Below are 13,438 nucleotides of genomic sequence, written 5' to 3'. Positions count from 1 at the left end.
CCGCCCGCCTGCGGCGGGGATGGGCCTGGAAAAGCCCTTAATTCAGAATCAGCGTTTCCCCGTCCATCTCGGCGGGCTTTTCCAGGCCCATCAGATCCAACATGGTAGGGGCGATGTCGGCCAAGCGGCCGTCCCGCAGCTTGACATCGGCGCCCACAATATAGAAGGGCACCAGGTTGGTGGTGTGGGCGGTGTAGGGGGTCGTGCCGTCAGCGTCCAGCATCCGCTCGGCGTTGCCGTGGTCGGCGGTAATGAGGGACACGCCGCCCATCCGGGAGGTGGCCTCCACCACCTTGCCCACCCCCGCGTCCACGGCCTCCACGGCCTTGACGGCGGCCTCGAACACGCCGGTGTGGCCCACCATGTCGCAGTTGGCGAAGTTGAGGATGATCACATCGTAATTGCCACTCTCAATGCGCTTGACGGCCTCCTCGGTGACCTCGGGGGCGCTCATCTCCGGCTGGAGATCATAGGTGGCCACCTTGGGGGAGGGGATCAGACAGCGGTCCTCGCCCGGGAACACCTGCTCGGCACCGCCGTTGAAGAAGAAAGTCACATGGGCGTACTTCTCCGTCTCGGCAATGCGGAGCTGAGTATAGCCCTGGCGGGCGATATACTCACCGAAGATATTGGTCAGCTCCCGGTGGGGGAAGGCCACCAGCACGTTGGGCATGGTGGCGTCATACTCGGTAGTACACACATAGGTCACCGGGAAGTAGTCCTTTTTGCGCTCCACGTCGGTGAAGGCGGGGTCCACAAAGCAGCGGGTGATCTCCCGCGCCCGGTCGGGGCGGAAGTTGATAAAGATGATGGAGTCGCCCTCCTTCACCTTGCCGTCCTTGGTGCACACCACAGGCTCCACAAACTCATCGGTCACCCCGGCATCATAGGACCTCTGTACCGCGTCCACCGGGTCGGGATTCTGCACGCCCTCGCCCCGGGTCATGGCGTCGTAGGCCCGCTGCACCCGGTCCCAGCGCTTGTCCCGGTCCATGGCGTAGTAGCGGCCCATGACGGTGGCCACCTGGCCCACGCCCACCTCTTTGCACTTTTCCACCAGCTTTTCCACATAGCCCTTGCCGGAAGCGGGGGGCACGTCCCGGCCGTCCAGGAAGCAGTGGACATACACCCGGCCTAATCCCCGCTTTTTGGCCATCTCCAGCAGGGCGAACAGGTGGGTGATGTGGCTGTGCACGCCGCCGTCGGACAGAAGCCCCATCAGGTGGAGTGCACCGTCCCGCTCCTTGCAGTCGTCCATGGCCTCGATATAGGCCGCGTTCTCAAAGAAGCTGCCGTCCTCAATGGCGCGGCTGATGCGGGGCAGATCCTGGAACACCACCCGGCCGGCGCCGATGTTGGTGTGCCCCACCTCGGAGTTGCCCATCTGGCCCTCGGGAAGACCCACGTCCAGCCCGGAGGCGGACAGGCGGCAGCCGGGGTTTTCCGCAAAAATCTTGTCCAGGTTCGGCGTGCGGGCCGCGGCGATGGCGTTGCCAGTCCGCTCGTCCCATACGCCGAAGCCATCCATAATGATCAGGGTAGTCGGTGTCTTACTCATAATAACCTCGAATCTCTTCTTCTCTTTCCAAAACGGAGACGGGCGCGGGCGGCCCTGCGCTTCTCGCTGTCACGCTGCGGGTTGGGCGCACGTCCGGATCGTTAAGTCCGGGCTGCGCGAAAAATACCGCTCCAGGCTATCGCCCGTCGCCTGTTTTTTCGTCTGCGCCCTGCCTTAACTCCCCTGTACGCCTGCCCTCCGCACTTCTTACTCCTGGTTCGCCGCGTTCACGATCTCCACAATGTCCGGGACCTTCAGAGACGCGCCGCCGATCAGGCCGCCGTCCTCGCCGTCGCAAAGTCCGCTCCGCTCCATTTCCGCCTCCCGGCGAACATTTCACTCCGCTTCCTTGCTCCTCCTCTCCCAACGAGACCCGCTGTATCGCCGTCGGCGGCTTTGCCGCCTTACAATACGGCGTACCCCTTGCGGGTGCTGCGCTGAGCTCTCGTTGGGTTCCCGAACCGCCGCCCGACGCGGACGGCGTTACTCCTGGTTGGCCGCGTTCACGATCTCCACGAAGTCGGGGGCCTTCAGGCTGGCGCCGCCGATCAGACCGCCGTCCACGTCGGGCTGGGCCAGCAGCTCATGGGCGTTCTTTGCGTTCATGGAGCCGCCGTACTGGATGGTGACGGAGCGGGCCACGCGGGCGCCGTACAGCTTGCGGATGACGGTGCGGATGGCCTCGCAGACCTCACCGGCCTGCTCGGCGGTGGCGGTCTTGCCGGTGCCGATGGCCCAGATGGGCTCATAGGCGATAACCACATGGCGCATCTTCTCGGCGGGCACGCCGGACAGGGCGGCCTTCACCTGGTAGGAGATCAGATCCATGGTGACGCCCAGCTCCCGCTGCTCCAGGCTCTCGCCCACGCAGACGATGGGGTACAGCCCCGCCTCCAGGGCGGCATGCACCTTCTTGTTGACGGTGAAATCGGTCTCATTGTAGTACTGGCGGCGCTCGGAGTGGCCGATCACCACATACTTGACGCCCAGCTCCTTGAGCATCTCCGGGGAGACCTCGCCGGTGTAGGCGCCGTGGGACTCGTAGTGGCAGTTCTCCGCGCCGATGGAGACGCGGCACTCCTTGAACAGGCGCACGGCGGCCTGGATGTTGACGTAGGGCACGCACAGCACTACCTCGCACCAGTTGGGCTTGCCCAGCAGGGGCTTAAGCTCCTCGGCAAATGCACGGGTTTCGGAGAGGGTTTTGTTCATTTTCCAGTTTCCAGCGATAATCGTCTTACGGTAGCGGCGGTTCACGGCAAACAATCCTTTCGATTTTGGAATAGCTATAAGGGGGCGGCGCGGCCCCAGCGCAGCGGTTCGTGCGGGGCCACGGCGGAGGAGCTGCCCGGCACGGAAGTTGTCACGCTGCGGCGGCGGCGCGGTCGCCGCACTGCTCACCCCTCCGTGAAAAACACCTTGCGCCTGCGGCGCAACTGCTTTTTCGTCTGCGGGCTTCGCTGTGCGGCTGCTCCGCTCGTCTCCGCGATTCTTTCTTACTTATCCAGCAGGCACGCCACGCCGGGCAGCTCCTTGCCCTCCAGGAACTCGAGGGAGGCGCCGCCGCCGGTGGAGATGTGGGTCATTTTGTCGGCGTAGCCAAGCTGGGCCACGGCGGCCGCGGAGTCACCGCCGCCCACAATGGTGATGGCGTCGGTCTCGGCCAGGGCCTGGGCCACAGCCCGGGTGCCCTCGGCAAAGGCGGGGAACTCAAACACGCCCATGGGGCCGTTCCAGATAACGGTGCCGGCCTCCTTCACGGCCGCGGCATACAGGGCGATGGTCTTGGGACCGATGTCCATACCCATCATGCCGTCGGGGATACCCGCACCGTCCACGGCCACCGGCTTGGCATCGGCGGAAAACTCCGCGGCGGCCACGCCGTCCACGGGCAGGAGCAGCTTGACGCCCTTGTCCTTGGCCTTCTGCATCATCTCCCGGCAGTAGTCCAGCCAGTCGGCCTCCAGCAGGGAGTTGCCCACGCCGATGCCCTGGGCCTTGGCAAAGGTATAGCACATGCCGCCGCCGATGATGATGGTGTCGGCAATGTCCAGCAGGTGATTGATCACGCCGATCTTGGAGGACACCTTGGAGCCGCCCAGGATCGCCACCAGGGGGCGCTTGGGGTTAGCCAGGGCGCCGCCCATGATCTCCAGCTCCTTCTGGATCAGGAAGCCGGACACGGCGGGCAGGTAGGCTGCCACGCCGGCGGTGGAGGCGTGGGCGCGGTGCACGGCGCCGAAGGCGTCGGACACGTACACGTCGGCCATGGCCGCCATTTTCCTGGCCAGCTCTGGGTCGTTCTTGGTCTCGCCCTTCTCAAAGCGGGTGTTCTCCAGCAGCAGGATCTGGCCGGGCTTCAGGGCGGCGGCCTTGGCGGTGGCATCGGGGCCGACCACGTCGGCGGCCATGATGACCTCGCGGCCCAGCAGCTCGCTCAGGCGCTTGGCCACGGGAGCCAGGCTGAACTTGGGATCGGGTCCCTCCTTGGGTTTGCCCAGGTGGGAGCAGGCGATCACCGCCGCATTCTGCTCCAGCAGGTACTGGATGGTGGGCAGGGCGGCCACGATGCGCTTGTCGTCGGTGATGACGCCGGTGGCCTTGTCCTGGGGCACATTGAAGTCGCAGCGCAGCAGGACCTTCTTGCCCGCTACGTCGATATCCTTTACGGTCTTCTTGTTGTAGTTCATAGAGCCTCTCCTTTCATCGCGCCCTCCCCGGTCAGGCCGGGAAAGTCAAGCTGCCGCAGGGCCTCGTAGGCGAGGATCGCCGCGGCGTTGGATAAGTTCAGGCACCGGGCCTCCGCCCGGATTGGGATGCGGATGCAGCGGTCGGCGTGAGCTCTGCGGAATGCCTCGGGCAGGCCGGCGGTCTCCTTTCCGAAAACCAGGTAGCACTCGTCCCGGAAAACCGCCTCAGTATAGGATCTGGGCGCCTTGGTGGTAGCCAGCCAGATATCCTCCGCGCCGGTCTTCTGAAAGAAGTCGTCCAGGTTTTCATATACCCGCACGTCCACCAGATGCCAGTAGTCCAGGCCGGCCCGCTTGACCGCCTTGTCGCTGATGTCAAAGCCCAGGGGCTTGATGAGATGCAGCCGGGTCCCGGTCACCGCGCATGTGCGCGCGATATTCCCCGTATTTTGGGGGATCTCTGGCTCAAACAGCACGATATTGAGCACCCTGTCTCCCCCTCCCGGTTACTACTTGGTCAGCGCAGGCTATTGTACTCCAAAACAGCAAGGATTTCAACCTTAAATGTGTAAATACGCACTAAAACATTCAGTTTTCTTTCTGGAAGCAGCCCCTTCCTTTTCTTTTTATTGCCTCTTTCGTGCGCCGGTAAAATGTGCTATGATGAAGGGCGAATGGAAGAGGAGTGTGAAGCACGTGAAACAACCGCGCAATCCGCGCAGGCTGGTGGTCAAGGTGGGCACATCCACCCTCACCCGGGAGACCGGGAGCCTCAACCTGCAAAACATGGAGCATCTGGCCCGTGTATTGGCCGATCTGGAGGGCATGGGGTATCAGCCCGTCCTGGTGTCCTCCGGCGCCATCGGCATCGGCACCAAAAAGCTGCGGCTGGGGGAGCGCCCCACCGAGCTGCGGATGAAGCAGGCCGCCGCCGCCGTGGGCCAGTGCAGGATGATGCACATCTATGACAAGCTCTTTGCCGAGTACAACCGGACGGTGGCCCAAATCCTCCTCACCGGCGAGGACGTGGAGTCCCCCGTCCGCTCGGAGCATCTGCACAACACCTTTGAGGCCCTGCTGGAGCTGGGGGTGATCCCGGTGGTCAATGAGAACGACTCGGTGTCGTCAGCGGAGATCGAAACCGGCCAGTGCAAGGTGCTGGGCGACAACGACACCCTGTCCGCCATCGTGGCCCGGCTGTGCGGCGCGGGCCTGCTGGTGCTGTTCAGCGACATCGACGGACTGTATGACGCCGACCCCCGCACCCACCCCGACGCCCGGCTGATCCACCAGGTGGAGGCCATCACCCCGGAGCTGCGGGCCATGGCCGGCGGTGCGGGCACCTGGCGCGGCACCGGCGGCATGGCCACCAAGCTCAACGCCGCCCAGCTCTGCCTGGAGGCGGGGGTGGACATGGTCATCGCCAACGGGGCGCGGATGGAGGCCCTCTACGACATCGTGGAGGGGAAGAACGTGGGCACCCGCTTTTCTGCCCGGCGGGGCGCGCTGCAATAGAAAAGAAGGAGGAATCCCATGACTGTACTGGAGACCCAGGGTCTGGCCGCCCGGCACGCGGCCCGGGCGCTGGCCGTGGCGGGTACCGCCAGGAAAAACGCCGCTCTGGAGGCGGCCGCCAGAGCCATCGAGGCCCGGCAGGGGGAGATCCTGGCGGCCAACGCCGCAGATCTGGAGGCGGCCAGGGCCGCCGGACTCCGCCCCGCCCTGCTGGACCGGCTGGCGCTGGACGAGGGCCGCATCGCCGGCATCGTGGAGGGGGTGCGGCAGGTGGCCGCCCTCCCCGATCCCATCGGGGCGGTGACCAAAATGGACACCCGGCCCAATGGACTGACCATCGGAAAGCGCCGGGTCCCCCTGGGGGTGATCGGCATCATCTACGAGGCCCGGCCCAACGTGACGGTGGACGCCGCAGCCCTCTGCCTCAAGTCGGGCAACGCGGCGCTCCTCCGGGGCGGCAAGGAGGCCTTCCGCTCCAACCAGGCCTTTGCGGCCGTCCTGCGGGACGCCCTGGAGGAGGCCGGCCTGCCCCGGGACTGCGTGGCCCTGGTGGCCGATACCAGCCGGGAGAGCGCCAACGAGCTGATGCACCTGACGGAGTACCTGGACGTGCTCATCCCCCGGGGCGGGGCGGGGCTGATCCGCAGCGTGGTGGAGAATGCCCGGGTGCCGGTCATCCAGACTGGCGTGGGGGTGTGCCACATCTACGTCCACGAGAGGGCCGACCTGGACATGGCGGCCCGCATCCTCCACAACGCCAAGACCTCCCGCCCCTCGGTGTGCAACGCCGCCGAGTGCGTGCTGGTGGACCGGGCAGTGGCGCGGGACTTCCTGCCCCTGGCGTGGGAGCTGCTCCAAACCAAGGGCGTGGAGCTGCGGGGCTGCCCGGAGACCCGTGCCATCCTGGGAGACTGGGTCAAGCCCGCTGCCGAGGCCGACTGGGACACCGAGTTCGGCGACTACATCCTGGCCGTCAAGGTGGTATCCGGCTTTGACGAGGCGGTGGACTTCATCGCCTCCCACGGCACCGGCCACTCCGAGGCCATCGTCACCGCCGACTACTTCGCCGCCCAGCGCTTCCTGGACGAGGTGGACGCCGCGGCGGTGTACGTCAACGCCTCCACCCGCTTCACCGACGGCTTCGAGTTCGGCCTGGGGGCGGAGATCGGCATCTCCACCCAAAAAATGCATGCCCGGGGCCCCATGGGCCTGGAGGAGCTGACCAGCTCCAAATATGTAATCTACGGCACCGGACAGGTCCGGTGAGCATAGGATTCTAGGGGGCCGCCCGGCCCTCCGCGCGGCATAGCCGCTGCGGTTTCGCCTGCGCCCCGCGCCTCCGCGCTTCTTGTCACGCTGCGGCGGCTGCGCGACGGCGTCTAAGACCCTCCGACTGTGCAAGCCGGCCTGCGGCCCCTTCGGGCCCTCCGGTCCGTTCGCTCCGCTTTGGGTCTTACCCGCCTGCGCCCCGCGCCTCCGCGCTTCTTGGTACATACGGCTGCCATGCCGTATGAAGGAGGTGCTGACCATGTTGGAATACCGGCTGGAGCCGGAGGGCGGGCTCCTCGTCTGTGCGCTGGGCACTCTGGAGGTGGGGGGCGGTCAGATTGTGGAGTGCTCCCTGTGCCTGTCGGATATCCTGCCCGAGCGGCGGGTGGCCCTGGCGGTGGAGCTTCTGGAGGGCGAACAGCTCCGGGGCACGCGGCTCTATACCGTGCCGCCCCACCATGAGGACGGCCCCGCCGACGTGCGGATAGAGGGCATCCGCTTCTACCTGCCCGGCGGCGCGGGACCGGAGGGGCTGACTCTCCGGGCCGACGCCCACTATATCGACCGGGGTGACCGCTGCGTGTTGCCCTGACCCCTTTGAGGGCCCCTTTGGGGCCCTCAAAATTTATACTTGCATCTTTCGCCTTCTTTCCCTATAATGTCACTCACTGCGCAATGCGCAGAATCGGACATTGAAGGAGATCGAGAAATGAAACAACAAGTCACTCTGGCGCTGAGCCTCACCCTGGCGGCCGGCCTTCTGGCCGGCTGTGCCGACACGACGGGCGGGAGCCAGCCGACTGGGGCGGCCCAAACATCCCCTGCGGATGCCACACCGAGCGCGGCGCGGAGCGCCGCCTTTACCGACGAGATGAAGATCCCCCATGCCGTGGATCTCTCCCCCGAGGACGGCGCCGACTCCGTGGAGCGGCTGGGCGACCACGCGGACTCCCCCTACTTTGCCCACCCCGACTACTACCACATGCAGTCCAGCGACACCCTCACGATCCTGACCGGCTTCCAGACCATGCAGCAGACCAGCGAATGGGCCTGCGGCGTCACCAGCACCCTGATGGTGCTCAACTGGTATGACCGGCTGGGCGACTGGAACGAGGAGAGCCTGGCCGCCCTGCGCCACTCCCTGGAGGGCACCGGGCTGGCCGGCTACCCCGGCACCACCCTGCGGCAGGCCATGGATATCTTTGACGGCGTGGGCGGATTTACCTATACCACCAACCTGGACTACGAGGACCCCTCCTCCGAGGTCTGGATGGACACCATCCAGGGCTGGCTGGCCGAGGGCAAGCCGGTCATGGTCTGCTGGAACGACTGGGGCGGACACTGGCAGGTGATCATCGGCTACGACACCATGGGCACCGAGACCCAGCAGGACGACGTGTTCATCGTGGCCGACCCCTACGACACCACCGACCACTGTCAGGACGGCTACGGCGTGCTGATGGCGGAGCGCTTCCTGTATAACTTCTCCATGTACGGCGCTTTCCCGGAGGAGGAGGGCGGCAGCGACTTCCTCTTCCTGGTGGCCTCCCCTGCGGAATAAACCAGAAAATCCCGTGCGGCACACACCGCACGGGATTTTTTTAGAACTGGAAGACCGCGCCGATCACCGCCGAGGCGGCGATGAACACGATGGGGTGGAGTTTTTTCAGGGGCTTCACCTGGAGGCACACGAAGATGACCACCGCCAGGGCGATCCCCTTCCACTGGAACAGGGCCGCCGCGCCGCCGGTCTGGAAGGCGCTCAGATTCAGCAGGGCGATGGAGCAAACCTCCGCCAGCGCCGCGGCGATAAGGGCGGTGGAGGCGGGGCGGATGCCGTAGAACACCGCGTCCACCCCCTGGCTCTCCCGGAACTTCTTCAAAAAGCCCGCGATGACCAGGATGACGAGGATGGAGGGGCACACCAGGCCCAGGGTGGCGATAACGCCCCCCGCGATGCCGCCGGTGTGGAAGCCCACGTAGGTGGCCATGTTCACCCCCATGGGGCCGGGTGTGGACTCGGAGATGGCGATCATGTTGGCCAGCTCCCCGGAGGTGAACCAGCCGGTACGCTGCCCGATGTCGGTGAGGAAGGGGATGGTGGCCAGGCCGCCGCCGATGGCGAACAGCCCCGCCTTGAAAAACTCAAAGAAGAGCTGAAGGTAGATCACGGCCGCAGCCCTCCCTTCGCCGCCCGGATGCACAGTCCGGCCACGCCGGCGGCCACCACCAGCACCACGGGGGAACAGAGAAAGCTGAGCACGCTCCCCGCCCACCCGGCTGGGAAGGACACAAAGCTACCGAGCACCGCCAGCACCAGCATCACCGCGAAGACGCCCGCCGTCGGCCCGTCCACCACCGTGCTCTTGCGCAGCTTGAGCACGCTGGACAGGATCAGGGCGCACACACAGGCCCGCACGCCGTTGAAGGCGTGCACCACCACGGGCTGCTCGGCAAAGTTCTGGAGGAAGGCGGCGATGAGCATGATGATGACCAGGCAGGGGAACACCAGTCCCAGGGTGGCCACCACGCCCCCCGCCGCTCCCTTCCGGCTGTGCCCCACAAATGTGGCGGTGTTGACGGCGATGATGCCAGGGGTACACTGGCCGATGGCGAAGTAGTCGGAGAGCTCCTCCTCCGTGGCCCAGCCCCGCTTCTCCACCAGCTCCCGCTGGAGGATGGGCAGCATGGCATATCCCCCGCCGAAGGTGCAAACCCCGATTTTGGCAAAGGTCAAAAACAGGTCGGCATAGATGTTCACGTCACTCCAGCCCCTCCAGCTCCTCCAGCCACAGGGCCGCCACGGCGTCGGAGGGCATGCGCCAGTCGCCCCTGGGAGAGAGGCTGACCGAGCCCACCTTGGGTCCGTCAGGCAGGCAGGAGCGCTTGAACTGCTGGGCGAAGAAGCGGCGGTAGAACGTACGCAGCCACTGGAGCACGACGGCCCGGGGGTAGGTGCGGCCGAAGGCGTGCTCAGCCAGCCGGAGGACCTTCCGTGGCGGGAAGGCCCAGCGGATGGCATAGTAGAGGAAGAAGTCGTGCAGCTCGTAGGGGCCCACCAGATCCTCGGTCTTCTGGGCGATCTGCCCCTCGATGGCGGGCAAGAGTTCGGGGGAAACGGGGGTGTCCAGGATATCACTGAGCACATGGGAGAGGGCCTCGTCCTCCTCCGCCTTGTCCCCGGCCACATAGGACACCAGACGGCGCACCAGGGTCTTGGGGATGGAGGCATTGACACTGTACATGCTCATGTGGTCGCCGTTGTAGGTGGCCCAGCCCAGGGCCAGCTCAGAGAGGTCTCCGGTACCCACTACCAGGCCGCCGCACTGGTTGGCCACGTCCATGAGCACCTGGGTGCGCTCCCGGGCCTGGCTGTTCTCAAAGGTCACATCGTGGTCGTCCATGGACTGGCCAATGTCCTTGAAGTGCTGTCGAACCGCCGCGCCGATGTCGATGCGCCTGAGGGTGGCCCCCAGCCGCTCGGCCAGCTCCACGGCGTTGTCCCGGGTGCGCTCGGTGGTGCCGAAGCAGGGCATGGTGACGGCAATCATGTCGCTGGCCGGCCGGTCCATCAGGCGCATGGCCACGCTGGTGATGAGGATGGCCAGGGTGGAGTCCAGCCCGCCGGACAGGCCCACCACCGCCGCCTGTGCGCCGCTGTGCTCCATGCGCTTTTTGAGGCCCAGCGCCGCCAGGAGGATGATCTCGTCGCAGTGTTCGCTGCACTCGGTGCCGTCCTCCGGGACGAAGGGCAGGGGGTTGACATGGCGGGTGAGGGGGGTGGTGCACGGCTCCAGGGTGAAGGATACCCGGCATACCCCCAGGCAGTGGGCCTCCGCCATGGGGTCCCGCTCCGGAGCGCCGAAGGTATTCATCCGCCGCCGTTCATAGGCCAGGCGCTGCACGTCGATCTCACTGACGGTGAGTCCGGTGGCAAACCGCCGCTCGGCCATCAGGGCGCCGTTCTCAGCCACGATGTCATGGCCGTTGAAGACCAGGTCTGTGGTGGACTCCCCCTCCCCGGCGTTGGCGTAGACATAGCCGCACACCAGCCGGGCGGACTGGCCGCACACCAGCCGGCGGCGGTACTCGGCCTTGCCCACCAGCTCGTCGGAGGCGGACAGGTTGAGGATAACGGTGGCCCCCGCCTCGGCCAGGGCCACGGAGGGGGGCGTGGAGGCCCACAGATCCTCGCAGACCTCCACTCCCACCACCAGCCCGGGCATGGTATCGCAGGCCCAGAGCTGCCTGCTACACAGGCTGACCTGCTGGCCGCACAGCTCCAGCGTGACGTCCAGATCCTTGCCGGAGGCGAACCACCGCTGCTCATAGAACTCCCCGTAATTGGGCAGCCAGGTCTTGGGTACCAGGCCCAGGATCTCCCCCCGGTGAATGGCGGCCGCGCAGTTGTAGAGCTTTCCGTCCCAGGGGTTTTTCACCGGCAGGCCCAGCGCGGTGAGCATATCCAGGTGCTTGGTGGCCTCCAGGATGGTGGCCAGCCCCTCCTCCGCGCCCCGCAGCAGGGTATCCTGGAGGAACAGGTCGCCGCAGGTGTAGCCGGTGAGGCACAGCTCGGGCAGGGCCAGCACCCGCACCCCCTGCTTATCGGCCTCCCGCATGAGGGTGAAAATCTGTTCGGCGTTGTAGCGGCAGTCGGCCACCCGGATCTGGGGCGTGCCGGCGGCCACCTTGATGAATCCATCGCGCATAGAAAGGCGCCTCCTTATGGCGTATCATGATCTGTGCCTTTATGATACCCCAAACCGCGGTGGATTGCAACGCCCGCCCCGGGGATTTACCCCAGCTTGCGGGAGAAGTCGGCCATAGCCTCGGAGATTTTGAGCTGCTGGGGGCACACCGCCTCGCAGCTCCGGCAGCCGATGCAGGCGGCGGGCCGCTTCTCCTCCGGCAGGGCCTCCACCGCCATGGGGGCGATGAAGCCGCCGCCGGTGAAGGTGTGCTCGTTGTAGAGGGCCAGCAGGCCGGGGATGTCCAGGTGCCGGGGGCAGTGATCCACGCAGTAGCGGCAGGCGGTGCAGGGCAGCACCTGCTCCCGCACCATTCCGGCGGCCACATCCAGCAGGGCGGCCTTTTCAGCCTCACTCAGAGGCCGGTCGGTTTCGAAGGTGTCCAGGTTGGCCCGTAGCTGCTCCAGGCTGGACATGCCGGAGAGCACCATAGTCACGCCGGGCACCCCCTGGAGGAAGCGGAAGGCCCAGCCCGGCATGCTCTCCTCCGGCCGCAGGACGGCCAGGCGGGCGGCGTCCCCGTCGGACAGCCTGGCCAGCCGCCCGCCCCGCAGGGGCTCCATCACCCAGATGGGGATATGGCGGCGGTTCAGCTCCTCCGCCTTGGCCCTGGCGCCCTGGAAGTCCCAGTCCAGGTAGTTGAGCTGGAGCTGGCCGAACTCCATGTATTCCCCATAGGCATCCAGGAAGCGCTGGATCACCGCCAGGAAGCCGTGGGCGGAGAAGCCCAGGTGCCGGATGCGCCCGGCCTCCTTCTGGCGGAGCAGGTACTCCAGCACGCGGTTGGCCGGGTCCAGATAGGGGCCCACGTTGCGCTCGTATACGTTGTGAAAGAGGTAGAAGTCGAAGTAGTCCACGCCGCACTTCTCCAGCTGCTCCTCGAAGATGGCCTCCACCCTGTCCGGCCGGATGTTGGACACGTCGTAGCCGGGGAATTTGGAGGCCAGGAGCCAGCTCTCCCGCGGGTAGCGGGACAGCGCGCGGCCCATCACCCGCTCGGAATTGCCGTTGTGATAGCCATAGGCCGTGTCAAAGTAGTTGGCCCCCCGCTCCATGGCCAGGGCCACCATCTCGGCCACCGCCGCCTCGTCCACGTCGCCGTCCCCACCGCCGGGCAGCAGGGGCAGTCGCATGCTGCCGAAGCCCAGCATGGGCAGGCGCAGGTTTTGAAAGTCCTTGTAGATCACGGAATGTCACTCCCATACATTGATTTCAATTTACCTTACTCCCTGGAGTACACTCCAAGTCAAGCCTTTTTTCCAAAACCGCCGAAAAGCCCCGGCCAAAGGCCGGGGCTTTTCGGGTGTGTGTTGTGTGTCTTGCAAAGGTGTTGGAGAGGGATAAGAGAGGAATTGGTTTGGGAGGATGGTCTCATTCGATTCATCTCTGAATCTGTCTGTATCATACCGTGTAAATAAGACTAAATCGTGTCTTTAATGTGAATAAACTGTAAATATCAGTTTTTTATGTATTGGAGGCGGGATGTCACCCGGTCAGATCGGCGGGCGGGGACAAGCCCCGCCCATACAGTGCCGCGTATCATGCGGAACTCGATATGCCCCCAACCAGGCAGGGGCGGCCCTTGGGGCCTCCCGCGGGCGGGGACAAGCCCCGCCCCTACAGCGCCGCGTATCATGCGGAACTCGATATGCCCCCAA

The 13,438-nt window shown here is 65.5% G+C and carries 12 protein-coding genes; 4 read left to right on the top strand and 8 right to left on the bottom strand.

Features of this window, described 5'->3' with window-relative positions; translation table 11 throughout:
- Positions 1 to 37: 37 nt before the first annotated feature.
- From gpmI to HMPREF0372_RS16095, 4 genes are all read right to left on the bottom strand, one after another.
- A complete protein-coding gene (gene gpmI, locus HMPREF0372_RS16110; protein WP_007494804.1) occupies positions 38 to 1,558 on the bottom strand; it encodes a 2,3-bisphosphoglycerate-independent phosphoglycerate mutase in 1,521 nt (506 codons plus the stop codon).
- A gap of 483 nt (positions 1,559 to 2,041) precedes the next feature.
- Positions 2,042 to 2,815, bottom strand: coding sequence for a triose-phosphate isomerase (tpiA, locus tag HMPREF0372_RS16105; RefSeq protein ID WP_024725017.1), 774 nt, complete (start codon positions 2,813 to 2,815; stop codon positions 2,042 to 2,044).
- A gap of 239 nt (positions 2,816 to 3,054) precedes the next feature.
- Complete coding sequence (locus HMPREF0372_RS16100; RefSeq protein WP_007494800.1) at positions 3,055 to 4,248, bottom strand: phosphoglycerate kinase; 1,194 nt, start codon at positions 4,246 to 4,248, stop codon at positions 3,055 to 3,057.
- The gene (locus HMPREF0372_RS16095) at positions 4,245 to 4,736 is read right to left on the bottom strand and encodes a tRNA (cytidine(34)-2'-O)-methyltransferase (RefSeq protein ID WP_007494798.1); all 492 of its coding nucleotides are present in this window, start codon (positions 4,734 to 4,736) and stop codon (positions 4,245 to 4,247) included. Before HMPREF0372_RS16095 ends, HMPREF0372_RS16100 begins: the two co-directional genes overlap by 4 nt.
- Before the next feature lie 172 nt (positions 4,737 to 4,908).
- Here HMPREF0372_RS16095 and proB point away from each other — a divergent pair, with 172 nt between their 5' ends.
- From proB to HMPREF0372_RS16075, 4 genes are all read left to right on the top strand, one after another.
- Complete coding sequence (gene proB / locus HMPREF0372_RS16090) at positions 4,909 to 5,763, top strand: glutamate 5-kinase (protein WP_007494796.1); 855 nt, start codon at positions 4,909 to 4,911, stop codon at positions 5,761 to 5,763.
- An 18-nt stretch (positions 5,764 to 5,781) separates the two neighbouring features.
- Positions 5,782 to 7,029 (top strand): glutamate-5-semialdehyde dehydrogenase, encoded by a 1,248-nt coding sequence (locus HMPREF0372_RS16085; RefSeq protein ID WP_007494794.1) that lies wholly within the window; start codon positions 5,782 to 5,784, stop codon positions 7,027 to 7,029.
- Between the two features lie 262 nt (positions 7,030 to 7,291).
- Positions 7,292 to 7,624: a hypothetical protein gene (locus HMPREF0372_RS16080; protein WP_024725015.1), complete on the top strand. Its 333-nt coding sequence runs from the start codon at positions 7,292 to 7,294 to the stop codon at positions 7,622 to 7,624.
- Positions 7,625 to 7,741: 117 nt separating this feature from the next.
- Positions 7,742 to 8,593 (top strand): papain-like cysteine protease family protein, encoded by an 852-nt coding sequence (locus HMPREF0372_RS16075; RefSeq protein WP_007494792.1) that lies wholly within the window; start codon positions 7,742 to 7,744, stop codon positions 8,591 to 8,593.
- Positions 8,594 to 8,633: 40 nt separating this feature from the next.
- Here HMPREF0372_RS16075 and HMPREF0372_RS16070 read toward each other — a convergent pair whose 3' ends face one another.
- The 4 genes from HMPREF0372_RS16070 to HMPREF0372_RS16055 form a co-directional block, all read right to left on the bottom strand.
- The gene (locus HMPREF0372_RS16070) at positions 8,634 to 9,203 is read right to left on the bottom strand and encodes a chromate transporter (protein WP_039997835.1); all 570 of its coding nucleotides are present in this window, start codon (positions 9,201 to 9,203) and stop codon (positions 8,634 to 8,636) included.
- Positions 9,200 to 9,793 carry a chromate transporter gene (locus tag HMPREF0372_RS16065; RefSeq protein ID WP_007494790.1) on the bottom strand — a complete coding sequence of 198 codons (594 nt, stop codon included), beginning with the start codon at positions 9,791 to 9,793 and terminating at the stop codon, positions 9,200 to 9,202. The genes HMPREF0372_RS16070 and HMPREF0372_RS16065 overlap by 4 nt, the downstream gene beginning before the upstream one ends.
- 1 nt (position 9,794) lies before the next feature.
- The gene (locus tag HMPREF0372_RS16060) at positions 9,795 to 11,741 is read right to left on the bottom strand and encodes an NAD(+) synthase (RefSeq protein WP_007494789.1); all 1,947 of its coding nucleotides are present in this window, start codon (positions 11,739 to 11,741) and stop codon (positions 9,795 to 9,797) included.
- Between the two features lie 86 nt (positions 11,742 to 11,827).
- Complete coding sequence (locus HMPREF0372_RS16055) at positions 11,828 to 12,967, bottom strand: aldo/keto reductase (RefSeq protein WP_007494788.1); 1,140 nt, start codon at positions 12,965 to 12,967, stop codon at positions 11,828 to 11,830.
- Between the last annotated feature and the right edge of the window lie 471 nt (positions 12,968 to 13,438).

This window comes from Flavonifractor plautii ATCC 29863 (assembly GCF_000239295.1).
GTDB lineage: Bacteria > Bacillota > Clostridia > Oscillospirales > Oscillospiraceae > Flavonifractor > Flavonifractor plautii.
This window is presented reverse-complemented; position numbering and strand designations above follow the sequence as displayed.

Excerpts from the sequence above, each read along its gene's own strand:
- gpmI (WP_007494804.1), bottom strand. The coding sequence starts at position 1,558 with ATGAGTAAGACACCGACTACCCTGATCATTATGGATGGCTTCGGCGTA.
- HMPREF0372_RS16085 (WP_007494794.1), top strand. The coding sequence starts at position 5,782 with ATGACTGTACTGGAGACCCAGGGTCTGGCCGCCCGGCACGCGGCCCGG.
- HMPREF0372_RS16075 (WP_007494792.1), top strand. The coding sequence starts at position 7,742 with ATGAAACAACAAGTCACTCTGGCGCTGAGCCTCACCCTGGCGGCCGGC.
- HMPREF0372_RS16100 (WP_007494800.1), bottom strand. The coding sequence starts at position 4,248 with ATGAACTACAACAAGAAGACCGTAAAGGATATCGACGTAGCGGGCAAG.
- HMPREF0372_RS16080 (WP_024725015.1), top strand. The coding sequence starts at position 7,292 with ATGTTGGAATACCGGCTGGAGCCGGAGGGCGGGCTCCTCGTCTGTGCG.
- proB (WP_007494796.1), top strand. The coding sequence starts at position 4,909 with ATGATGAAGGGCGAATGGAAGAGGAGTGTGAAGCACGTGAAACAACCG.
- HMPREF0372_RS16060 (WP_007494789.1), bottom strand. The coding sequence starts at position 11,741 with ATGCGCGATGGATTCATCAAGGTGGCCGCCGGCACGCCCCAGATCCGG.